Source organism: Roseivirga pacifica (assembly GCF_900111145.1).
GTDB classification, from domain to species: Bacteria; Bacteroidota; Bacteroidia; order Cytophagales; family Cyclobacteriaceae; genus Roseivirga; species Roseivirga pacifica.
On sequence record NZ_FOIR01000004.1, the window covers coordinates 203263 to 226340 of the forward strand.

Annotated in this window: 20 protein-coding genes; 2 read left to right on the top strand and 18 right to left on the bottom strand. The window is 43.3% G+C overall.

Annotated elements, in window-relative coordinates:
- Positions 1-254: 254 nt before the first annotated feature.
- Positions 255-1304, top strand: coding sequence for a DUF481 domain-containing protein (locus BMW98_RS17975; protein WP_162844613.1), 1050 nt, complete (start codon positions 255-257; stop codon positions 1302-1304).
- Between the two features lie 55 nt (positions 1305-1359).
- Here the strand turns inward: BMW98_RS17975 and BMW98_RS17980 are convergent, their stop codons facing one another.
- Positions 1360-4452: a VPS10 domain-containing protein gene (locus tag BMW98_RS17980; RefSeq protein ID WP_090260485.1), complete on the bottom strand. Its 3093-nt coding sequence runs from the start codon at positions 4450-4452 to the stop codon at positions 1360-1362.
- A 168-nt stretch (positions 4453-4620) separates the two neighbouring features.
- On the opposite strand from BMW98_RS17980, the gene BMW98_RS17985 reads away from it, so the two are divergent.
- The gene (locus tag BMW98_RS17985) at positions 4621-5508 is read left to right on the top strand and encodes a dienelactone hydrolase family protein (RefSeq protein ID WP_090260487.1); all 888 of its coding nucleotides are present in this window, start codon (positions 4621-4623) and stop codon (positions 5506-5508) included.
- Between the two features lie 28 nt (positions 5509-5536).
- On the opposite strand, the gene BMW98_RS17990 is transcribed toward BMW98_RS17985, so the two are convergent.
- From BMW98_RS17990 to BMW98_RS18070, 17 genes are all read right to left on the bottom strand, one after another.
- A complete protein-coding gene (locus tag BMW98_RS17990) occupies positions 5537-6448 on the bottom strand; it encodes an alpha/beta fold hydrolase (RefSeq protein ID WP_162844614.1) in 912 nt (303 codons plus the stop codon).
- Between the two features lie 31 nt (positions 6449-6479).
- Positions 6480-6830, bottom strand: a complete 351-nt coding sequence (locus tag BMW98_RS17995) for a translation initiation factor (RefSeq protein WP_090260491.1) — start codon at positions 6828-6830, stop codon at positions 6480-6482.
- Between the two features lie 90 nt (positions 6831-6920).
- Positions 6921-7769, bottom strand: a complete 849-nt coding sequence (locus tag BMW98_RS18000) for a universal stress protein (RefSeq protein WP_090260493.1) — start codon at positions 7767-7769, stop codon at positions 6921-6923.
- A 72-nt stretch (positions 7770-7841) separates the two neighbouring features.
- Positions 7842-8549, bottom strand: a complete 708-nt coding sequence (locus tag BMW98_RS18005; RefSeq protein ID WP_090260495.1) for a sulfite exporter TauE/SafE family protein — start codon at positions 8547-8549, stop codon at positions 7842-7844.
- Positions 8549-8989, bottom strand: coding sequence for a FixH family protein (locus tag BMW98_RS18010; RefSeq protein ID WP_090260496.1), 441 nt, complete (start codon positions 8987-8989; stop codon positions 8549-8551). Before BMW98_RS18010 ends, BMW98_RS18005 begins: the two co-directional genes overlap by 1 nt.
- Positions 8990-8992: 3 nt before the next feature.
- The gene (ccoG, locus tag BMW98_RS18015; protein ID WP_090260498.1) at positions 8993-10417 is read right to left on the bottom strand and encodes a cytochrome c oxidase accessory protein CcoG; all 1425 of its coding nucleotides are present in this window, start codon (positions 10415-10417) and stop codon (positions 8993-8995) included.
- 40 nt (positions 10418-10457) lie between these two features.
- Entirely contained in the window at positions 10458-11330 is an 873-nt protein-coding gene (locus tag BMW98_RS18020) for a cbb3-type cytochrome c oxidase N-terminal domain-containing protein (protein WP_090260500.1), read from the bottom strand.
- A gap of 10 nt (positions 11331-11340) precedes the next feature.
- A complete protein-coding gene (locus BMW98_RS18025) occupies positions 11341-11532 on the bottom strand; it encodes a hypothetical protein (RefSeq protein ID WP_090260502.1) in 192 nt (63 codons plus the stop codon).
- A 3-nt stretch (positions 11533-11535) separates the two neighbouring features.
- On the bottom strand, positions 11536-13659 hold the full coding sequence (gene ccoN / locus BMW98_RS18030) for a cytochrome-c oxidase, cbb3-type subunit I (protein ID WP_090260504.1): 2124 nt from the start codon (positions 13657-13659) through the stop codon (positions 11536-11538).
- Between the two features lie 198 nt (positions 13660-13857).
- Positions 13858-15210 (bottom strand): oxygen-independent coproporphyrinogen III oxidase, encoded by a 1353-nt coding sequence (hemN, locus tag BMW98_RS18035; RefSeq protein WP_090260506.1) that lies wholly within the window; start codon positions 15208-15210, stop codon positions 13858-13860.
- Positions 15170-15361 (bottom strand): cbb3-type cytochrome oxidase assembly protein CcoS, encoded by a 192-nt coding sequence (gene ccoS / locus BMW98_RS18040; protein WP_090260508.1) that lies wholly within the window; start codon positions 15359-15361, stop codon positions 15170-15172. Before ccoS ends, hemN begins: the two co-directional genes overlap by 41 nt.
- 1 nt (position 15362) lies before the next feature.
- On the bottom strand, positions 15363-17756 hold the full coding sequence (locus tag BMW98_RS18045) for a heavy metal translocating P-type ATPase (RefSeq protein ID WP_090260510.1): 2394 nt from the start codon (positions 17754-17756) through the stop codon (positions 15363-15365).
- A gap of 2 nt (positions 17757-17758) precedes the next feature.
- The gene (locus BMW98_RS18050) at positions 17759-18535 is read right to left on the bottom strand and encodes a hypothetical protein (RefSeq protein ID WP_090260512.1); all 777 of its coding nucleotides are present in this window, start codon (positions 18533-18535) and stop codon (positions 17759-17761) included.
- A 90-nt stretch (positions 18536-18625) separates the two neighbouring features.
- Entirely contained in the window at positions 18626-19348 is a 723-nt protein-coding gene (locus tag BMW98_RS18055) for a Crp/Fnr family transcriptional regulator (protein WP_090260514.1), read from the bottom strand.
- A 71-nt stretch (positions 19349-19419) separates the two neighbouring features.
- Positions 19420-20310 carry a 1,4-dihydroxy-2-naphthoate polyprenyltransferase gene (locus tag BMW98_RS18060; RefSeq protein WP_090260516.1) on the bottom strand — a complete coding sequence of 297 codons (891 nt, stop codon included), beginning with the start codon at positions 20308-20310 and terminating at the stop codon, positions 19420-19422.
- Position 20311: 1 nt separating this feature from the next.
- Complete coding sequence (argS, locus tag BMW98_RS18065; protein WP_090260518.1) at positions 20312-22114, bottom strand: arginine--tRNA ligase; 1803 nt, start codon at positions 22112-22114, stop codon at positions 20312-20314.
- 3 nt (positions 22115-22117) lie between these two features.
- On the bottom strand, positions 22118-23068 hold the full coding sequence (locus BMW98_RS18070) for an arginase (protein ID WP_090260520.1): 951 nt from the start codon (positions 23066-23068) through the stop codon (positions 22118-22120).
- Between the last annotated feature and the right edge of the window lie 10 nt (positions 23069-23078).

The window sequence follows — 23078 nt, forward strand, 5'->3', positions numbered from 1 at the left end:
TATGTAAACTGCGGTTACGGAAACCGCATAGGGGTGTTATGTCATCTCTCTCAAGAGAGATGATGGAAGTGATGTGCATGATGCGCAGAAATGGCGATATGTGAAGTCATGAACATTGACTGCAAAGATAATGGAAGCGAACTAGCCTACAAGTATTATTTCTACAATCGTTCAATCGCCTCATTAATACCTATCTCTCTGTTTGGGTTTTCTGAAAAAATGATATTTTTGATTAGAACATGAATATTATTGCCATGAAACCTAATTACCTCAAATCACTTATTTTCTCGCTAGCATTACTCTGCTCCTACAATGCTGCTGCTCAAATAGACACTTTGGTTATGCCGGGCAACAACTTGATTGTGGGCGAAATAAAAGGAATGCAATATGGAGTAATCACGATCGAAACAGACTATTCTGATGATGATTTCACGATAGAATGGCTCGATGTAGTTGCCATAAGAACCCAAACCAGGTTTTTAATTTCGCTATCTAATGGTGAGCGCTTAAACGGAACGGTATCGTCTTACGGCTCGGAGCATGGTGTAAAAATCCATGAAAGTGATGGCACAGAACTGGCAGATGTTGCCTTAGAAGATATTGTGTTTTTAAATGGTGTAGAATCTGACTTTTGGGGAAGAATGAGTGCCTCCATCGACTTTGGCATTAACCTTACTAAGGCCAATAACTTTAAACAATATAATGCTAGGAGTAATGTGGGGTATCGGGCCGACCGATGGAGTGCAGGTTTATCTTACGATTTATTAAGATCGAGCCAGGATGAGACCGACCCAATAAGAAGGCAGGAGTTTGGTTCCACATTTCAATACTATTTGGAACAGAAATGGTACATCGCGGGAAACCTCAACTTACTTTCCAATACAGAACAAGCGCTAGACTTACGTAGATCATTAAAGTTTGGTGGTGGTAGAAGCATTATAAAAAATAATAAAGCCGAATGGGGTGCCATAGTGGGGATAGCGTTTCTAAACGAGGAATTTGACAATAGCAGTTTAACAGAGCCTGTTGACCCTAACCCAAGAGCGAGTACGGAAGCATTCATTGGCACAAACGCCAACCTATTCGATACAGGAGATTTATCTTTAACTTCTTCTCTCTATATGTACCCAAGTTTAACGGAGTCAGGGCGTTTTCGTACTGACTTTAGCCTAGATGTAAAGTACGATCTGCCACTTGATTTTTACATTAAAACCGGACTTACCTATAACTACGATAATCAACCCGCTGAAGCTGGCAATGAATCGGATTATGTAATGTCCATAGGATTTGGTTGGGAGCTATAAAAAAGAAGGATGGCCGAAAGCCATCCTTCTTTTTTTACAAATCAATCATCTTGAATTAGAAGTCTTTTACCAAGACTAAATTCAGCCCTTCTACAAACTGCTGGTAGTCGTTCCAATCGTTGCTGAAGAAAGTATTTAGTTGTGACTTAACCGGCTCCCAGTTTCTTACAAAGTTAGCATAAGCATACTCTGCAGCTTGCGAAACGGGCGTGTAACTACCGCCTACTTTTCCTCTTACATTTCTAAGCTGACTGGTAATCGGACTATCATCGCCACGGTTACCTTGTACTGGCTCTGAGTAGAATAGCTTTCTTAATTCAGCTAGTTTTTTCTTCACCTCCTTGGACTTTTCCTGAAGCGCTTCATTCTCTTCATCTAACTTCTGAACCTTCCCTACTATCTCCTGCGCTTCGTTAAGTCTATCAACCGCTTCGGTTACCTCATTGGTAAGCTCGTAGTACTTGGCAATAAACGCCTGTTTTTCTTGCAAAGCAGCAACATCCCAACCTTCTACTCGCTCGTCTCTCAAAAGATTAATTGCCTGAGTTGAAGTCTGATCATTGTAAGTAAGCTTCACATTATAAGTACCCGGTAATGCATCATATCCACTTGGTGGAGTTACCTCGTTTCCGCTAGGCTGTCTAGAACCCGGACTTCTAATTCCATCCGTCTCAAATCCCCAATAAACTCTATTGAAACCTGCATCTGGCGTATAGTACCTGGTTCTAACCACTTTACCCGATTGGTCAGAAATCTCCATTTTCACTTTACCCTTTTTCTCTTTTACGTAGTAACTAATGGCTGCGCTGAATGGCTTGTTTTCTCCGAAGAACATGCCATTACCCGTGCTTCTATAGCCCCAGTAAGGACCAACAATGGCATTGGTGGCATCAGGAATTTCGAACAAATGAACCGTCTGATCCTTCAGCTTTTTCATACCCATAGTAGTTGCTTCGCGAATAGGTCTAATGTCATCTAAAATCCAGATGGCTCTACCGAAAGTTCCGATGATCAAATCATGCTCTCTTGGATGAATCGCTAAGTCCATTGTAGGAACCGTTGGGTATCCGTGTGTCCACTTTTCCCAAGTTTCACTACCGTCCATACTCACATACAAACCACCTTCAGTCCCTAAGAACATCAAGTTCGGCTCTATTGGGTCTTGAACAAAAGACAATGCAAAACCAAATACATCGCCCTCATTCACAATGCGCTTCCATGTTCTTCCGTAGTTAGTTGTTTGGTAAACATATGGCGACCAGTTATCTCTTCGGTGGTCATCGAAAACTACGAAGGCTGTCGCTTCATCGTAAGTACTTGCTTTAATTTGTTGTACCCAAGTGGCCTCTGGTAAGCCCGGAAATTTACCTGCACTGTTTGCCCATGTTTTGCCGCCATCTCTTGTTAGTTGAACATTTCCATCGTCAGTACCAACCCAAATCATACCTTCAGTTTTTGTGCTTGGCTCAATTACGGTGATGGTAGTGTGCATTTCTGCACCTGTATTATCATAATTCAGTCCACCAGTATTGATCTGATCTTGTTTTTCAGGATTGTTGGTAGTTAGGTCTGGTGAAATGATTTCCCAGTTCAAACCATAATCGCTCGATTTGAAAAGGTATTGCGCACCGATGTAAACGGTCTTCTTATCGTGCGGATCCACATTTACCCCAGCATTCCAGTTCCACCTCAACTCCTCTCCTTCCGGATGCTCTGGCCTGATACCACGCATTTCTCCGGTTTTGCGATCGTAGCGTTGAATATTCGCTCCTTGGCTTAGTGAATATCCGTATCTAGAATTCTGCGGATCAGGCACTACATCAAATCCATCGCCACCAACAATTCTTTCCCAATAGCTATTTCTAATTCCACCTTGCTTTAACAGTTGGCTTGGCCCTAACCAGGCACCGTTGTCTTGCATACCACCCATTACATTATAAGGCGTTTCCATATCGTAATTCACATGGTAAAACTGACCAATCGGCAAGTTTTCCGAATACTGCCAGCTACCACCTCTATCGGTACTCATCACCAAACCACCATCGTTTCCGAGAATGATAAAGTTCGGATCGTCTGGATGAATGTAATAGGCGTGATTGTCTACGTGAACATATCCAGGGTTCACAAAGGTGTTGAAGCTCTTTCCACCATCTTCACTTGAAGTAACATAGGTATGAAGCGAGTAAACCCGGTTTTCATTCTTCGGATCAACATATATCTCAGCATAATAGAACGGGCGGTTACCAATTCCTCTATCGCCTTTGTTTGAAACTCTATACCAGTCAACTCCGCCATTATCAGATCTGTAGATGGCATTCTCTTTAGACTCTACATAAGCGTAAACTCTGTCGGGCATTGAAGGCGCTATGGCCAAACCAATTCTACCTAAATCACCTTTAGGCAAGCCATCTTCCGATGTCTTTCTGTCCCAAGTTTCGCCACCATCATGAGAAATGAATATTCCAGATTCAGGGCCTCCTGAATTGAAAAACCAAGGATATCTTCGGTGCTCCCACATAGCTGCAATCAGCTTGTTTGGATTACTTGGGTCCAAAACCAAATCGGCAGTTCCTACTCCAGGACCTCCGTAAAGCACCTTTTCCCAGGTTTTACCACCATCTGTAGTTTTAAATACTCCGCGCTCCTCGTGCTCTCCCCATGGAGAACCGATAGCACCTACCCAAACAGTCTTAGGGTTGTTCGGGTGAACGATAACCCTGTGAATGTTACTCGTCTCTTCGAGCCCCATGTGTTGCCAAGTTCTTCCGGCATCTAAGCTTCGATACAAGCCGTAACCAGAGTTCAGCGAGTTTCTAGGGTTTCCTTCACCTGTCCCCACCCAGATTACACTTGGATTTGAAGGGTCGATGGCCAGCGCTCCAATAGAAGCGACTTCCTGATCATCGAAAATAGGCTCCCACTCTGTACCAGCACTGGTCGATTTCCATACCCCACCAGAAGCTGTTCCTATATAAATTACATTCTTATTGTGCCTTACCACATCTATTGCGGTAACGCGACCAGACATACCAGCTGGGCCAATAGACCGCGGTTTCATAGCCTCGAACATTGAAAGGTCGGTTTGCGCCTGAATACCGACACAAAGTACCAGCAACAGTGCAAAGAGACTGTACTTAAATAATTTCATTGATAGAGATTTTCGTGTTTGCGCCAATATACTGCTCATAAACAGGCTTATGGAATAGAATTCTATTAGCGGTTATACCCATCACCTTTCATGTAATTTAGATTACTGGTTAACAGGTGTTTACCAAATTTCTTAACTTAATACCACCATTAACCAAGCCCTAAAACCATGAAAAAACTTAAGAAAGAAGAAATCTCCCAAGAGGTTTACGACCTATATGATGACTACGCACACAACAAAATAGACAGGCGAAACTTTCTGGAAAAGCTGTCCATTTATGCGGTCGGTGGCATCACGGTATCTTCGCTTATGAGCACAATGCTACCAGACTATGAAACCACAAGAACCATAAAAGCAGATGACGAAAGACTAAGCTCAGAGTACATTACTTACAATTCACCTAAAGGAGGTGGAGAAATAAAAGGCCTCTTTTCTGTGCCAGAAGGAAAAGATGGAAAACTGCCCGCTATAGTTGTAGTGCACGAAAACCGTGGCTTGAACCCATACATTGAAGATGTGGGCCGAAGATGTGCAGTTGCCGGATTTATGAGTCTGGCACCCGATGCTCTAACACCGCTTGGCGGTTACCCTGGCAATGACGATGAAGGACGAACTATGCAGCGCAAGCGCGACAGAAATGAAATGCTTGAAGACTTTATAGCTGCCTTTGAATACCTTAAAAACCACCCAAGATCGAATGGCAAAGTAGGCGTTGTTGGTTTTTGCTTTGGTGGGTGGATCTCGAACATGATGGCCGTGAACCTACCTAGCTTAGCTGCTTCAGTGCCGTTTTATGGTGGCCAACCAAGCGAAGAGGAAACAGCTAAAATAAAAGCACCCCTAATGCTGCAATATGCAGGGCTAGACACCCGAGTAAATGCTGGGTGGCCCGATTATGAAGCTGCACTAAAAAAGCACGGCAAAGCTTATGAAGCCTTTATTTACCCCGATGTAAACCATGGCTTTCATAACAACACTACACCTCGCTATGATGATGCCGCTGCAACCTTGGCCTGGGAACGCACGATTGGCTTTTTTGAAAAGCACTTGTCTTAACGGAAGTAAAGGTCTAAGTAAAATTTAGCTATTGTTTAATAAAACCCGAAACAGCATTTGCATAGGTTTCGGGTGAATCTATAAAGGGGAAATGCCCTGACTTTGATATCACTTCTAACGTTGCGTTAGGAAAAGCCTCGGCAAACCTGCCTGCATGGCCGCCAACTGCAGGCTCCTTTTCTCCATAAATTATTAATGTTGGGGTTTTTACAGCTGTCAGGGCTTGGTATAAATTGTAAGAAGCCAAATCGGGACTTAGCAAACCAAAGGTTTGGCTTCTTATCATAAAGTTCTCAGGAATAAAAATTTCTAGCTTAGACAAGTTGGCTGTATCATACATTTGCCCACGAAAAGAGAGCATCATCATTTCTTTGATATAACGAGCGGGGTTCTCCTGTCTCAGCAGCCCAGAGCTCACCAAAGCATTCAGTCGCTGCTGATCTTTTGGGCTTGTCATTTGCGCCACAGCAGCATTGTCGGCTTGCCAATCGGCAACGCTTGGTGCCATACTGTTAGATAATATGAGATGACTGAGCTGTTCATCGTACTTAATCGCATATTTCATTGCCACCAAACCACCCCAAGAGTGCCCCAACAAATTAACCTTGCCCAAGCCCATTTGCTTTCTGATTACCTCAATATCATCGGCAAATCCATCGAGTGTCATGGTTGTGGTGTCTACTGCCAAAGAAGACCTACCGCACACTCGTTGATCGTAAAATATTAGTTGGTATGTTCTGGCTAAATCGTCTAGGTGGGGAATGAAATAAGTGTGATCTAAAACCGGCCCACCGTGTACAACAATAATTGGCTCGCGCTGAGAAACATCCTCACCTTCATGGCCAATGGCATACTCCTTTACATAAACAGCAGAACCAGAAACCTCAACCTCCCAGCCTTCTTCAAAAAGCACTTCTTTCTCTTGGCACGAAAAGGCCAAAAGGCAAACAAGTAAGCAATATATGAGCCTATTAACCACCTACCCTTTTGGCGTTGTATCCTTCGCTTTTCAGTAAATCGAGCACTTTGTCCCTGAAATCGCCTTGAATGAGAATTTCTCCATTTTTGGCAGAACCGCCCACGCCACACTTAGACTTCAGGAGCTTGCCCAAATCTTTCAGATCATCTTCGGTGCCTACAAAACCTTCAACTAAGGTAACTTGCTTACCTCCACGACTCTTTTTATCGAGCATCACCTTCAGGTTTTGCTCTCCAGCCGGCAAAGTCTCCTCCTCAAAATCATCGTAGTCGTAGTCAAAATCATCGCTGGTTGAATAAACCACTCCAATTCTGCCTTTATCCTTTTTGTTTTTTCTGCCCATAATTCAAAGGTAAATAATAGTGAACCTAAAATAAAAGCCACTCCCAAACAGATGAGTTCAGGAGTGGCTTCAATGTATTATAAGTCAACATTACTTCTTCATAGAGAATGTCCAAACTGGCACTTTAGAGTGGTTCACCAAATCTTCTGCAATACTACCGCTTAGCAGGTGCAGCAGTCCCGTTCTTCCGTGTGTACCAATCGCGATCATACAATCGCCCAAGTCTTCAGCAAAATAAAGAATACCATCTTCCTCTGAAGCTTCATTATAAACATGCGTTTCGCAGTCCTTCAGGTCGTGCTTCTCTAAGTACTTCTGAAATTCTTCCCTCAACTGGCGCTCCGTATGGAAGTTATTTGGCGTATTTACTTTCACCAGATGCAACTTTACACCAAAGTTCTCTCTTGCCAGTTTTAGTCTTTCAACAATATCTGGCTGGTCTTCCATTAAGCTTGTTGCAAAAACAATATGCTTAACCTTATCAAGATCAACCTTGTCCTTAATGGTAATCACAGGACACTTAGCATAACGAACTACCTTTTCAGTATTCGATCCAATAAGCACTTCTTCAACTCCTCCACTACCTTTGGTTCCCATTACCACTAGGTCCGCATCGTGGTTGGTTATTACATGTGCAATACTTTCGTAAGGGCTCCCAATTTCAACCATGGCTTCAATTTCCACTCCATCGGTATCGAGGTTCGACAGCGCATCATCCAAGTTCGATTTGGTCTGGTCGACTAGCTTTTTCACCAAGTAGGCTTCTTCACCGGTAGAATCTTCTAGCTCACCCATGGTATTAAAGGAAAACGAGCGCATTCCTTCAATCACATTGATAAGCAAAATTTTGGAACCGTTAATTTTGGCCACTTGCAAGGCCATGTCTAACGCATTGTCGGCTTGGGTTGAAAAGTCTGTTGGTACGAGTATGGTTTTCATATGATTTAGGTTTTCGTTCTAAAGTGTGAATCGACAATAAGATAGTGAATTAGAACTAAGCATTGAACTGCTTTAGGGCGTTTGGCAAATAGATATTTCTTTTTCGCTGCCAAAGGCTGGGCTTACATATGGAATACCCAAACCAAGCCCACGCATAATCAACAACAAAGAAACCACCACCAAAAATCTTGGTGCCCATCGGTTAAGCAAACCACTTTTTAATCCTTTAATTCTGCTACCTAAAAATGCCGCGGCAATCATCATAGGGAAAGTACCGAGCCCAAATAGCATCATGTAAACGCCACTCCCCACAATGGTACCCATCGAAAGTGCCGCTACCAATGCCATGTATACCAAACCACAAGGCAAAAGCCCATTGAGCAGGCCAAGCATAAGGTTGGAACCCGCTGTATTGCCCCTTATTAAGGGCCCCATTTTGGGCCTTACCCAAGCAAACAACTTAGTGGCAGGGCCAAAGCTGATATTTAGTGGCACATGACCCTTTGAAAAAAGAAGAATGAGCAGCAAAACAGCACCCGCAATAATGGACATATACTGCTGCAAACCTGCCAGCGCAAATGTTTGCCCCAGCAAGCCAATAGTCACTCCTAACAATGCATAAGTTATACTTCTGCCAAAATTATATGCCAAGCGATTTGCCCACCACTTACTTTGTTTGGCCTTATCTTGAGGCAGAGCCCATATGAGCGGTGCGCACATACCCAAGCAGTGCAAACTACCCAAAAGACCAAAAACAAAAGCGGTACCGAGCAAAACCATTATATCACAAACTTTATCTCTTTATAGTATTCTTTGGCACCATCATTAAACGAAAGTTGAAGGCTCCAAGCACCAATTAAAAACTTGGAAACATCTGTTGTAAATACATTGTCGTCATCAAAATTTAGTTCGAAGACCTTGTCGTGCTTTGCACCACTGGCACGAAAGAACACCACCTTACCTTCTTTAATTGCACCTACTAATTCTTCTGAAAACTGAAGTTTGATTTGCTGTTCGGCCCGATTGAAAGAAAACTCAGGCTGCGCGGTTAAAGCCTCAAAATTTCTGATGCGCGCAATTTGGTCGTCATACGCCAACTCTTGCTCATAGTAGTTGTCTGCAACCAAACTAAATTCTGTATTTACACTTACGTAAACCATTGTGGCAATTACCCCCACAAACAAAATCATCGCTACAAGTATTCCTCTTCCCCAGTTCATACCCTAAAATTTAATTGGCCCTAAAAAGTTTGTTTTAATTACATCAATCACCTCTCCATTGGAGATGAGTTCTAAACGCAACTGCGTTTTTCTTTCTTCCAGTGCGTCCTCAGGAATTTTTATAATGTAAACACCGTCAGATTTAGACTTTGCATCGAGCAGTATGGCTCCCTCACCTACCTTTTCAATGGTAGCTTCAGGAAAATTGCTTACTCTAATTTCGAGTGTTAAGTCTTCTGCCGTTTTGTTTACAAACTGCACATTGTAAATGTTCTGTATTTGCCCATCGTCTAGTTTTTGAAATATAAGCCCCGGCATACGAAGCATGGTAGCCTCCACATCGGCCCTACCCGACACAAATACAATGACCAAGGCAAGTAACAATGCCAATACACCTGAATATCCTGCTACCCTCGGAGTGAAAATTCTTTGATGCCCTTCTTCAATAGCAGTGTGAGAGGTTGGTCGAATAAGACCAGTATCTTTGCCTATTTTCAACATCACATCATCGCAGGCATCAATGCAGGCAGTACAGTTTACACACTCTAGTTGTGTACCATTGCGAATATCGATTCCGGTTGGGCAAACGTGCACGCACATTTTACAATCAATGCAATCTCCCTTATCCGATCGCTCTTCATTGCGTTTCATTCGGCCGCGTGGTTCGCCACGTAGCCAGTCGTACATTACGGCCATGGAGTCCTTAACCAATAGCACCCCTTGGAGCCTTCCGTATGGGCAAATGGCTACGCAAGCCTGTTCGCGCAGAAAGGCAAAAACAGCATAAAACACACCGCTAAAAGCAACCAAACCAATAAACCCTGCCAAGTTTTCCGTTGGCGGCTGACTCACAATTTCCTTTACTTGTTCAATACCAATAAGGTAGGCCATTGCTGTATGCCCAATAAGAATGGCTATTAGGGCAAAAACGCTATGCTTAAGTACGCGTTTTCTAATCTTTTCAGCATTCCAAGGCATTTTAGCGAGCTTACGCTGAGCCCCAGCGTCACCATCTATCCAGTACTCGATTTTCCGGAAAACCATCTCCATAAACAACGTTTGTGGACATGCCCAGCCACACCAAACCCTGCCAAAAACGACCGTAAACAGAATGATAAAAACAAAGAATGAGATAGCTATTAAGGCCAGAATAAAGAAATCTTGAGGCCAAAACACCATTCCCAGTATTGAGAATTTACGCTCAAAAATATTAAGGAGGAGAAACGGTTCTCCCCCTATTTTAATAAATGGTCCGGCAAACAATATAGCAAGCAATACAACCGAGACTATTACCCGCTTATTGTGATACCGACCTTTTGGTTTTTTAGGATAAACCCAAATACGCTTGCCCTTTTCGTCTACCGTGGCAATTGAATCACGAAACTGCTCATCGTAATGATATAGGTCTTTTAACTTATCCTGATCCATTTTCTTCTACAGTCTATGTCTCATCGAGACTGGCTTGCAATTAATTCTCAGGCTCATACAGCTCCCCGTCAGGAGGCAAAGCACCTGGAGGGTTTGTTCCTTGCAAAGTGAGTAAGTAAGAAGCCACATTGCGGATTCTCACTGGGTTTAGCTGCGACTCCCACGAAATCATCGCTGTGTTTGGCACTCCGTTTTTAATCACTTTGTAAACATCAGACATGCTGCCACCGTGCTTCCAATACTTGTCAGTAAGGTTGGGACCTGCCAAACCACCACCATCGGCTTTGTGACATAACGCACATTGGGTTTCGAAGAATTTTTGACCGTCAGCCAGCTCGGCAGGGTCTTCAGTTGGCGTTACTGTTTCTTCATCAAAGTCTACTACTAAATCAGCTTCTTTACTGGCGCGTAAAGCTTCGGCTGCAGCCATCTCGCGTTCATACTGCTCTTCTTGCAAAGGAGCGGTTTTGAAAACGTGGAAGATCAATAGGTAAACCACGGCATAAACAATGGTTAGGTAGAATAATCCTTTCCACCAAGGCGGCAAGTGATTATCTAGTTCTTTAATGCCATCATAATCGTGGTCGAGCATAATGTCTTGCTCTTCTTCCATTGGCTTAAAGTCGTTCCATTTGGCCCAGAGTCGGGCAAAGTAGCCAGGCTCATCGGCACGGGCGGCCTTTTGCTCTTCCGTCATTTGTAGGTTTACAAATGCCCTGAGCAGCTGCAATACATAAACTGCAACCACCAAAACCAACACAGAAACCAAAATGGCCAAACCAAGCGCCATATACATCATGGTGGTATCACTCATACCTCCATTTGTTTGGGCAAAACTGCTTGAACCAGTTAGGAACAAGCAACTCATTAGTAGCCCTGCTTTTCTTATAGTATTGTTAGCAATTCTTTTCATGGTTATTCGGTTATCTGCTACTGGTTAAATCATTTTCCGGATCATCTTCATTTAACGGCATGGCCGACATATGCGAGATGTGGTCTTTCTTAATACGCAATACGTACACCAACAGCCCCACAAAGAAGACAAAGAAGATACTGAGCGAGATTATCGGCCAGATTTCTACATTATGAACTTGTTCGAAATAGTGCTTAAACATGGCTTATTTGTTTGCTGTTGGTTCTGCTTTAATATCTGTACCTAAGCGCTGTAAGTAGGCTATCAATGCCACTATTTCAGCGGTTTCAGGTATTTCTACATCGAAAGACTTTAGGTCTGTAACTATTTCTGTAGCCTGAGCCTTCAGGTCTTGGTTAGCTACATCTTCGTACCCTTCTTCATACGGCACACCTACGGTTCTCAATGCTTTAATTTTACCCGCAGTTAAGCCCGGATCAATTTGATTTTCGTACAGCCAAGGGTATGGCGGCATAATAGAACCTGGCGAAGTAGAGGTTGGATCCAACATGTGGTTGTAGTGCCACACATTGTTGTATGCGCCCCCTACCCTGTGCAGGTCTGGCCCAGTACGTTTAGACCCCCACAAGAATGGGTGATCGTACACAAACTCGCCAGCTTTAGAGTATTCCCCTTTGTATCGTACAGTTTCCGAACGGAACGGACGCACCATCTGCGTGTGACAGTTATTACAGCCTTCGCGTATGTAAATATCTCTGCCGTGCAGTTCTAGTGGTGTGTAAGGCTTTACTGACTCAATGGTCGGAATATTGGATTTGATCAGGAATGTTGGCACCATTTCGATCACTCCACCAATTAAGATGGCCACCAAAGTAAGCACTGTAAATATCACAGGCTTTCTTTCCAAAGCAGAGTGCCAGTGTCCACCTACAACTTTCTTTTTCTCTAGTGCTGGAGCTTCAGCAGCCTCTTCTGCCATAAAGCTTCCCTGCTTAGCAGTTTTTACTAGGTTAACCACCATTATTATGGCACCCGACAAGTAAAGCAAGCCACCTAATGCACGCATCATGTACATTGGAACAATCTGTGTTACTGTCTCCAAAAAGTTAGGATACTCCAAAAAGCCTTCAGCATTAAAGTTTTTCCACATTAAACTTTGCACTACACCTGCAGTATACAAAGGCAAAGCATAAACGATGATTCCCAGCGTGCCAATCCAGAAGTGAACGTTGGCCATTTTGGTTGAGTAAAGCTTTGTACCCCACATTTTAGGGATTAGCCAGTACAGCATACCGAAGGTCATGAAACCGTTCCAACCCAAACCACCTACGTGTACGTGGGCAATAATCCAGTCGGTAAAGTGTGCAATGGCGTTTACGTTTTTGATAGAAAGCAACGGGCCTTCCAAAGTAGCCATACCATAGGCTGTTACAGCCACTACCATAAACTTCAATACAGGATCTTCCCGCACCCTATCCCAAGCACCACGAAGTGTCAAAAGACCATTGAGCATGCCACCCCAAGATGGCGCAATAAGCATAATGGAAAATACCGTACCCAATGATTGCGCCCAGTTTGGCAAAGAAGTATATAACAAGTGGTGAGGCCCCGCCCAGATATAAATAAATATGAGTGACCAGAAGTGAATGATGGACAGTTTGTAAGAATAAACTGGTCTGTTGGCCGCCTTAGGCAGGTAGTAGTACATTAAACCTAAGAATGGCGTGGTTAGGAAGAATGCCACCGCATTGTGACCATACCACCACTGCACTAGGGCATCTTGCACACCAGCATACCAAGAGTAACTTTTAAAAGCTGTTACAGGTATTTCGAAAGAGTTTACAACGTGCAAAACGGCCACCGTAACAAACGTGGCTATGTAGAACCAAATGGCTACATACATATGGCGTTCCCTACGCTTAAGTATGGTACCAATCATGTTAATACCGAACACCACCCAAATAAGTGTGATGGCAATATCGATTGGCCATTCAAGCTCAGCATACTCCTTGGAGGTAGTTAATCCGAGTGGAAGCGTAATAGCTGCTGCCACAATAATTAGCTGCCAGCCCCAGAAGTGAATCCAGCTCAGCATGTCGCTAAACATGCGCGCTTTAAGCAGGCGTTGCATTGAATAATACACCCCGGCAAACATGGCGTTCCCCACAAATGCAAAAATCACGGCATTGGTATGCAGTGGTCTAATTCGCCCGAAAGTGGTGTAAGGAATACCCAGGTTTAACTGAGGAAGAAAGAGTTGAGTTGCTATGATGAGGCCGACTAACATGCCGACAAGCCCGAAGACTACCGTAGCAATTGCGAAATACTTGACAATCTTGTTGTCATACTTAAAGTGTTCCAGTTCCATGGTTGCGCTATGGTTAAGCTAATTAATGATTCGAAGGTAGCTTTACCATACACCGATAGGGCTGACACGAATTAGCTAAAAAACTGATTTATGTCATGTTTTTGAACCCTTACTCAACAAACACTGCTAAGCAACTGAGCACCAATAAAAAAGCCTCTTCTGAATAAAAGAAGAGGCTTGACATTTTGTAACTAAAACCTACACCGCCTGACTAAAAATTTTGCCGGCTCTTTCGGTTTGGTAATTGGGGTCGAAAAGTGCGCAGATATTTCTTAAAAACTGCGAGCCAATTTGTGTTACTGAATAGCCATTTTCACTTTCCTCAAGTAACCCTTCGGCAATCATAGCTTGCATTTTTCGTCTGTCAACTTTTTCGCTAATCAGCGCATTGGAGATATGCTTTTCGCAAGCCACAAGTAGAATCTTGGCCTTTGTTAGCCAATCCTCTTCGGTCATTAAATGCCCTTTGAAAATCGCGAATTCACCTGCTTCAATATGCTGCATGTAACCTTCTACAGTTTTTACATTTTGAGCATAGGCGGCATCAATATCAGAAATGGAAGAAACACCCAAACCAATTAGCAATTTCCCTGGGTTGGTGGTGTAGCCCATAAAATTGCGATGCAACTTTCCTTCTAAAGAAGCAGTGTATAGACTGTCGCTATTCAGGGTAAAATGATCCATCCCTATCATTTTATAGCCCATATCGAGCAGCATATCTGTACCCAACTTATTCAAGTCGCGCTTATCTGCTGCTTTTGGTAAGTCTGCTTCCGAATAAGCCCTTTGCCCGGGGCGCTTCCACGGCACATGTGCGTAAGAATAGAAAGCAATACGTTCAGGCATCAGTCGCTCTACCAATTCAATGGTGTTTTTAATGGAAGCACCCGTCTGAAATGGCAATCCGTAGATCAAATCGAAATTGACGGATTTATAACCTAGCTCGCGCGACCATTCCGTTACTTGTTTTACCTGCTCAAAACTCTGCCTACGGTTAATCGCTACTTGCACTTTTTCGTCAAAGTCTTGAATCCCAAAACTCACACGGCTAAAGCCTGCGTTTGCTAGTGCTTTTAGGTGCTCATATGTTGTATTATTTGGGTGACCTTCAAAGCTAAACTCGTAGTCCTTATGCAGGTCTGCGTTTTGCAGCAAACCCGCAATAAGGCTACTCAGATGTTCTGGTGAAAAGAACGTGGGCGTACCTCCGCCCAAATGAATTTCTTTGATGATCGGCTTGTCTTCGAATAGCTGCGTATAAAGTTGCCATTCTTTCAAAACCGCATCGATATATGGCTTTTCAACTGCGTGATTTACGGTTATGCGCGTATTGCAACCGCAGTAAGTGCACAGACTTTCGCAGTATGGCAAGTGGATGTATAAGCTCACGCCATCTTTACCGTAATTCTGAAAAGCTTCTATAGCACGACCTTTAAATTTTTCGAGCGAAAAAGCCGCTGTATTCCAGTCCGGAACGGTTGGGTAACTGGTGTACCTTGGCACTGGCACATCATACTTTTTGATCAACTGTGCTATCTGATTCTGCTCCATCTGTTTTCTTCTTTTTGTCGTCAAACAACATGCGTACGGAAGGCGAGTAGGTATCATCATACTGGCCCGATTTTACCGACCAGAGAAAGGCCGCCAAAAAGACCACCGCCACAACGATACTGGTAATAATTAAGATCACAATAACCGACATACTACAGCCCCTTTCTCTTTCCTAACCAATTAATTATCAACGTAGTAAACAGCACCACCGAAATACTACTTAGCGGCATTAGTATAGCCGCAAAAAGCGGTGTCAGCCAACCTGCTACTGCAAATGTTAACCCACCAATATTGTATATAAATGAAATCACAAAGCTGGCAATCACCACCCATTTCGCCTGCTTTACTAGGGCCATCAACTTACTAAGTGCGCCAAAAGCATTGGCATGCATAATGGCATCACTGGCTGGCGAAAACATAGAAATATCTTCGGTCACGGCCACACCAACATTACTCTGTTTTAAAGCTCCGGCATCATTCAGTCCATCACCCATCATCATTACATTGGCACCAGCTGTTTGCAAGCCTTTTACTACTTGTAACTTGTTATGCGGACTTTGCTTAAATCGAATACTAGTTCCTTCGGGCAACAATGTTTGCAGGCGCTCCTTCTCGGCTTCATTATCTCCTGAAAGCACACTCAACTTAAAGTGAGCCGCCAAATCATCTACCAAGGCCTTGAACCCCTTTCTGTATGTATTCTTCACTAAAAATCGGCCTCTTACTTTTCCTCCAATGGAAAGAAAAACCTCTGATGTTTCTACCGCTTCACTTGCTTTAGCTCCAACAAACTTGGCGCTACCCAGCTTAACTTCTACCCCACTAACCACAGCAAAAACACCTTTACCCGATAACTCATCAAATTGCTCCAATGAGTAGGCTGAACCAGAAGCCTTTAGGCTCTGATTCACCCTTCTACTCAACGGGTGTGTGCTACTGGCCACTGCCATACTCGTCATTGCGCGTTCACCTTCTGTTAAAGGCTCCCCCACAAACTCCAAATCCTGACTAGCGGTCTCTGTTATCGTTCCCGTTTTATCGAATACTATCGTGCCAATTTTCTGTAAATCTTCAATAATGTCGGCATTTTTTAGGTAAAACTGGTTTCTGGAAAACACCCGCAACACCGAACCCCATGTAAAAGGTGTAGCCAAAGCCAAAGCACATGGGCAGGCAACAATCAGCACAGCCGTAAACACCAACCATGTTTTGGATGGGTCAACTTGCTGCCAATAAAAAGCCGCACCAGTAGCTACCAGCATAATAATTACCGTAAAGTACTGGCTTACCTGATCGATTAAACGCTTGCTTTTTCGTTCCTTTTCAAAGGCTTGATCGTTCCAAAGGCTAGTTAGGTAACTCTGCGAAACGTCCTTTTGCGCAATAAAATGGGCTTGTTTTCCAACCAATCGGCCTCCAGCATACACCAAATCACCTTTTACCTTTGCTACCGCGGCCGACTCGCCCGTAACAAAACTATAGTCAATAGAAGCCTCACCGTCAATCAGTATGGCATCGGCAGGCACTACTTCAGTATTCCTAATAATCAACTCATCGCCTTTCTTAATGTCCTTCACCATTACGGCATCTACCGCATTGTCCTTTTTGCGCAGAACAGCCAGCGGAAAATAGCTCTTATAATCTCTGTCGAAAGAAAGGTTTCGGTAGGTTTTATGCTGAAACCACTTGCCAATGAGCAGAAAGAAAATAAGACTCACTAGCGAATCGAAGTAACCTGAGCCTACGTTTGCCGCAACCTCATAAAAACTTCTTACAAACAATGTGATTATACCCAAAGCAATCGGCACATCGATATTGATAAACCGCTGTCTTAAACTCTTAAATGCAGAGATGAAATAGTCGGAAGCTGCATAAAAAACCACAGGTACAGCCATTAGTGCACTTATCCAACGAAAGATGGTTTGGTACTCCCTTTCCAGCTCTGAAAGCCCCAAATATTCTGGGAAACTCAGCAGCATTACATTACCAAAGCAAAAGCCGGCAACACCCAACTTTACCCAAAGTTTTTTATCGGCCTGATGCACTTGTTCTGCATCTTCCTGTGCCTCTAGGTTAATTACTGCTCCATAGCCAATTCTGTGGAGTAATTCTGCCAATTGTTTTAAAGAAAAACCATCTGTTTTATAGTGGATACTCACTTTTCGCTGTGTAAAATTCACATTGGCATGAATTACTTGCGGAGCGAGTCTATCCAAATGCTCTAACAACCAAATGCAGCTACTGCAATGAATATTTGGCACAAACAACGTGACTTTCTCTTGCTCACCATCCGAAAAGTCGAGCAGCTGCTTTTTTACTTCTGCATTATCCAAATACTCAAAAAGGCCATTGCTCTGATTGCTCTGAGAAATGCCAGGGTTAGCCTCTAAATCATAATAATCACAAAGATCATTTTCACTCAGAATCTCATAGACTGTTTTACATCCAGCGCAACAAAAAGACTTATCATCAAATTCAATTTGATCTGTCTCACATGGATCTCCGCAATGGTAGCAGCTAGTTGTTATGGCCACAGGGTTACTCAATGTTAATACTCCTTATTATAAATGAAAGAAGTGAATTTATCGGCCATTTCGCCTTTTTTCGTCACCAACAAGCTGGATACTTGTTTATCCATAATCACAAGAGAAGAAGGTGACTGGCGGCTTACGGTCTCAAAGAGGTTATCCTGAATATTGCCGTGTATTAATTGAATTCCTATATCGTTAAAGAATAGTTTTAGATAAGAAATAAAGGCTTTTTCATTGTCTATATGAGTGCCACTTTCCGGGTCTGAAACATATACAGAAACTGGTAAATCCCTCAGGCTAGTAGCAAAAAGGTTCAAAAAATGCTTTACGCCACTCACAATTCCTGTTGAGCCGCTATGTACTATCACTAAGTTATCAATTACCAAGTGCTCCGAGATTAGTAACACGGGGCAATCAACCCTTTTTAAAAGTTCTTTAAGTGTCTTTAAGCCATAGTCGTGCAGCAACACCTTCATGTCCACTACAAGCAGGTCCGCCACGGTGCTTACACTTTTCAATGAGCTTGTGCCGAAAGCATCTTTTACTACCTCCACATTAGACCACTGGCAAGCAGCTTCATCAAAGTTCAGTTCAAACTCAATGGTAGAAATAAGGTCTGGTTTATTGTGTTGCCCTGCGGCACCAGCCACAGCCAGCTTCTTTTCAAACTGCGCATCGAGCAGGCATAAAGAAAAAAGCTTGGTATCTACCTCATTTAACAAACCCAAAGTTTGCTTAACCAAATCGTTAATGGCAGAATTCTGATCGGCAGCTATTAAAATTTTGTGTTTCACTACTATTCCTCATTGGGTAATCAAAAGTAGAATAGTCAGTCACAAGATGGATTGATAGCTGTCAGCGAATTATATGATAAAAATCATGTTTTAACTGTAGAAGTCGGCCTCGTGAAGCAGGCGTTTCTGATCCACCACCTTTATCTTCTTGCCCTGAAGCTCAATAAGCCCATCGCCCTTAAACTCAGACAGTAAACGGATTACGGTTTCGGTAGCGGTACCTACAATATTGGCCAAATCTTCGCGCGAGAGCATAATATCAATAAGTTCGCTCTCACCCCCTTCCATTCCGTACGTTTCTTTCAACATAAGAATTGTACCTGCCAAACGCTCTCTCACAGACTTTTGAGCAATGTTAGCAAGACGCTCTTCCATCACGCCCAAATCGTGACACACGGCCTTCATTAATTTTTGGAAGAACGCAGGGTTTCTGTTCAAAATGGTTAGAAAATCTGACTTAGGAATAAAGCAAACTGCTGCAGGCTCAATTACGGTTGCCGAGGCAGCATAAAACTCTTCGCTCAACAATGCACGGTAGCCCAAAAAATCTCCACCTTTTGCGATATAAAGTATCTGCTCTTTACCGTTAGAACCCATTTTGTATACTTTCACCTTTCCGTGATTGATACAAAAAACCCCCATAGGACGTGTTTCTTCGTAAAAAAGCGTTTGGCCTTTTTTATAAGTTACGCAGCTTTTATGCTCACTCAAAATTCCTAAATCTTCATCTGGAAGGTCGGAAAAGAGGGAGTTTTCGCGCGACTTACAAAACTGACATTGCAAATCTACTTGGTTTGATTTTCGTCCTTTCATAGGGCTAGAAGTGGTTCATTTAAATTTAGCAGTCATGTAAATAAGATGCAAAAAAATAGCACAATATAAAGCTAGATTAACTGACCTACACCAAACAATATTACAAACAATAGTGTAGTAAGGGCCATTTGCTTTAAATAGGGATCTAATTCGGCAGCCTTGGTTTTCACCAAAGTTGCTTTTGCATTCTTTAATAGTAGCGGTAGGCAAAGCACAAAAAGCAATTGCCATGGACTGGAATAATTTAGGCCCACATAAATAAGCGCACATCCAAAGCCCACTGTTAACAAGGCAAAGTGATAAAACACCGCGGCTGGCCTGCCAATTCGTACTGGAATTGACATTTTCCCCGCCTTTTTATCCGATTCGATATCCCGAATATTGTTCACATTCAACACGGCTACAGAAAATAAACCCGTAGAAAGTGCCGGTAGTATATAATCCCAATGAATTACAGGTTCGTAGAGGTAAGCAGCACCAATTGTGGCCACAAAACCAAAGAATATCAACACGCTAATGTCGCCCAATCCGGCATAACCATAAGGTCTGTAACCCGCAGTGTAGGTTATAGCAGCAATTACTGCCAAAACGCCTAAGCCAACAAAGAACCAGAACACGGTTCCGAAATCTTCTAAGGCTACATAGGCCAAAGCGGCACCACTCAACAAAGACAAAACAGAGAAAACAACCAACGCCCTGAACATTGCCTTTTTAGTAATTGCACCACTCTGCACGGCTCTTTTCGGCCCCTGCCTGTCATCACTATCAGCCCCATGAATAGAGTCGCCATAGTCGTTGGCAAGATTAGATAGCACCTGTAGTAAAATGGTAGTTAGGGCGCATAGCGCGAACACTGTTCCATTGAAGTGACCTGCTGCGGCAGCCAAAAAAGTACCCATTCCGATTGACGCCAAAGCCAGTGGCAATGTGCGCAAGCGAAAGGCTCCTATCCACTTTTTCATATTACATGCGTTCTGGAACCTGAATACCCAACAAGCCCATACCCACCTTAATGGTTTGAGCAGTTAAAGCAGAAAGTGCCACTCGGAACTGCTGCAAAGTATCGTCTGACTCATTGAAAATAGAAAGCTCGGTATAGAACCTGTTGTATTCTTTGGCTAAATCGTAAACATACTGCGCGATAATAGCCGGAGAGTAAGTATCTGCTGCCAGTTGCAACTTCTCAGGATAGGTACTCAAAGCGTAAATCAAATCCTTTTCGTTTTGATGCACCTCCTCAATGCCATCGAAGTTAATGTCCTCCATACTTACACCTAGCTGCTGCGCCTTACGCAAAATGGCACTAATTCGTGCATGAGTGTACTGCACAAACGGTCCCGTATTCCCTTGAAATTCAATAGATTCTTCAGGATTGAAAAGCATGCGTTTTCTCGGGTCAACTTTCAGTAAGAAGTACTTAATGGCGCCCAAGCCTAGCATTTCGTAAAGTTCTTTGGCTTGTTCTTCTGTAAAGCCTTCGATTTTACCAAGCTCCTCTGTGCGGGCTTTGGCGGTATCAGCCATTTCCTGCATCAAGTCATCAGCATCTACTACGGTGCCTTCTCGTGACTTCATTTTTCCTGAAGGCAAATCTACCATACCGTACGACAGGTGGTAGCAAGCATCGGCCCAAGCGTAACCGAGTTTTTTCAGAATTAAAAAGAGTACTTTGAAATGATATTCCTGCTCGTTTCCTACTGTGTAAATCAACTGACTAAGGTCAGGATAGTCGTCAAAACGCATCAGCGCGGTGCCTATATCCTGTGTCATATAAACAGAAGTACCATCGCTTCTTAGCAATAGTTTTTCATCCAAGCCTTCGTCTGTTAAATCAACCCAAACAGAGCCATCTTCCTTTTTATAAAACACCCCTTTTTCAAGGCCTTCCATCACACGATCGCGCCCGATAAGGTAAGTATCACTTTCATAATAAAGCTTATCGAAATCAACGCCCATGCGTTCGTAAGTAGCATTGAAACCACTATAGACCCAGCCGTTCATTTTCTCCCAAAGGGCATAAACTTCTGGATCTTTGGCTTCCCATTTTTTCAGCATGGCCTGCGCTTCTAGCAACAAAGGGGCTTCTTTCTCGGCTTGTTCTTTGCCCATGCCACCAGCAACAAGCTCAGCAATTTCTGCTTTGTAAGCCTTATCGAAAGCCACATAGTATTTACCCACCAAGTGGTCGCCTTTTAAGCCAGAAGACTCAGGAGTTTCGCCTTCGCCAAACTTTTGCCAAGCCAACATGGATTTACAAATGTGGATTCCGCGATCGTTAATAATTTGCACCTTCTGCACATTATAGCCAGCAGCAGCCAAAATGCGCGATACTGAATTACCTAAGAAATTGTTACGTAAGTGACCAAGGTGCAACGGCTTATTGGTGTTTGGCGAAGAATACTCCACCACCACGGTTTTGCCAGTTGCAGTCTGCTGAAAAATAGCCGATTGGCTAACATCTACACCATTAAAAATGCCTGCAAACTGATTCACTTGAGAGGCCTCGGAAAGACTGATATTCAAAAAACCTTTTACTACATTAAAAGCAGCAACCTCCGCTGCATTGGCCTGAATATGCTCGCCAATATCTGTTGCGGTTTGCTCTGGGCTTTTTCTCGAAACCCTTGCAAAAGGAAAGGTTACAAAGGTATATGTACCCTCAAACTCTTTTCTGGTTGGTTGTAACGCAATTTCTTCTGCAGAAACTGTATGGTCGTAAAGTGCTTTTAATGCTGCCGAAATGGCCTCTTTAATTTGTAACTCCATTAATTAGAAATTCTCGATTAACGATTCTGTGGTGGCTTCCAAAATGTCGAAAGCATGTTCCGCCATTTTATTTTCTGTGTCCAAAGTTGGGTTCACCTCCACTATCTCCCAACAGCACACTCTTTTATCTTTTATTAATGTTCTATTTAGCTCGAAAGCTTGTTCTTTAGAAAGACCATTTGGCACTGGAGTTCCCGTTCCGGTTGAAACAGAAGTATCCAAACTATCCACATCGAAAGAGATGTAGATCTGGTCGCAGTCTTTCAAAATCTCAAGCGCCTCCTCAGCAATTTTGGCAACACCTTTCTCATTCACCTCAGCGGTTTTAAAGTTGCGAATACCAAACTTTTCAATCAGGTAATCTTCTTGCGCTTCGGTGTCTCTCACCCCAACATATACAATGTCATCTGGGTTTATTTTTGGTCCGTTGCCACCAATCTGCTTTATCTTCTCCCACAGTGCTTCAGTTTCTTCCTCCACATCGTTGGCTTCGTTTTCTGCATTATCGGTAGCGGTAACCATTGCCAAAGGCATGCCGTGCATATTGCCTGTTGGCGAAGTGTACGGTGAGTGAAAGTCTCCATGAGCATCGATCCAGATAACACCAAGGCGTAAACCTGGATCAGCCTTTTTAATGCCACAAATTGTGCCGGCCGCAGTCGAATGATCGCCCGCCAGCACAATAGGAAACAGTTTCTCTTTTCTCAAACCTTCAACCGTGTCGCACACTCTGTTGAGCATTGTGTACACGCCTTCGCCATACTTGGCCCATTTAAACTGCGGATCGCCAAACAGTAATTTGTTCTCGTCCTGAACGCTAACAGGTTCAAAGCGCATAAAAAAGTTGGACCTTCTCTTGATACTCGCAATTCTCATTGCATCAATGCCCATACTCGCGCCTCGCGTACCTGCTGCAAGTTCCGAACGTACTTCAACAAGTCTAATTTTTCTCATAGGTGTTCTT

Coding starts and splice junctions, on each gene's coding strand:
- BMW98_RS17975 (WP_162844613.1), top strand. CDS start 255: ATGAAACCTAATTACCTCAAATCACTTATTTTCTCGCTAGCATTACTC.
- BMW98_RS17980 (WP_090260485.1), bottom strand. CDS start 4,452: ATGAAATTATTTAAGTACAGTCTCTTTGCACTGTTGCTGGTACTTTGT.
- BMW98_RS17985 (WP_090260487.1), top strand. CDS start 4,621: ATGAAAAAACTTAAGAAAGAAGAAATCTCCCAAGAGGTTTACGACCTA.
- BMW98_RS17995 (WP_090260491.1), bottom strand. CDS start 6,830: ATGGGCAGAAAAAACAAAAAGGATAAAGGCAGAATTGGAGTGGTTTAT.
- BMW98_RS18000 (WP_090260493.1), bottom strand. CDS start 7,769: ATGAAAACCATACTCGTACCAACAGACTTTTCAACCCAAGCCGACAAT.
- BMW98_RS18005 (WP_090260495.1), bottom strand. CDS start 8,549: ATGGTTTTGCTCGGTACCGCTTTTGTTTTTGGTCTTTTGGGTAGTTTG.
- BMW98_RS18010 (WP_090260496.1), bottom strand. CDS start 8,989: ATGAACTGGGGAAGAGGAATACTTGTAGCGATGATTTTGTTTGTGGGG.
- ccoG (WP_090260498.1), bottom strand. CDS start 10,417: ATGGATCAGGATAAGTTAAAAGACCTATATCATTACGATGAGCAGTTT.
- BMW98_RS18020 (WP_090260500.1), bottom strand. CDS start 11,330: ATGAAAAGAATTGCTAACAATACTATAAGAAAAGCAGGGCTACTAATG.
- BMW98_RS18025 (WP_090260502.1), bottom strand. CDS start 11,532: ATGTTTAAGCACTATTTCGAACAAGTTCATAATGTAGAAATCTGGCCG.
- ccoN (WP_090260504.1), bottom strand. CDS start 13,659: ATGGAACTGGAACACTTTAAGTATGACAACAAGATTGTCAAGTATTTC.
- hemN (WP_090260506.1), bottom strand. CDS start 15,210: ATGGAGCAGAATCAGATAGCACAGTTGATCAAAAAGTATGATGTGCCA.
- ccoS (WP_090260508.1), bottom strand. CDS start 15,361: ATGTCGGTTATTGTGATCTTAATTATTACCAGTATCGTTGTGGCGGTG.
- BMW98_RS18055 (WP_090260514.1), bottom strand. CDS start 19,348: ATGAAAGGACGAAAATCAAACCAAGTAGATTTGCAATGTCAGTTTTGT.
- BMW98_RS18060 (WP_090260516.1), bottom strand. CDS start 20,310: ATGAAAAAGTGGATAGGAGCCTTTCGCTTGCGCACATTGCCACTGGCT.
- argS (WP_090260518.1), bottom strand. CDS start 22,114: ATGGAGTTACAAATTAAAGAGGCCATTTCGGCAGCATTAAAAGCACTT.
- BMW98_RS18070 (WP_090260520.1), bottom strand. CDS start 23,068: ATGAGAAAAATTAGACTTGTTGAAGTACGTTCGGAACTTGCAGCAGGT.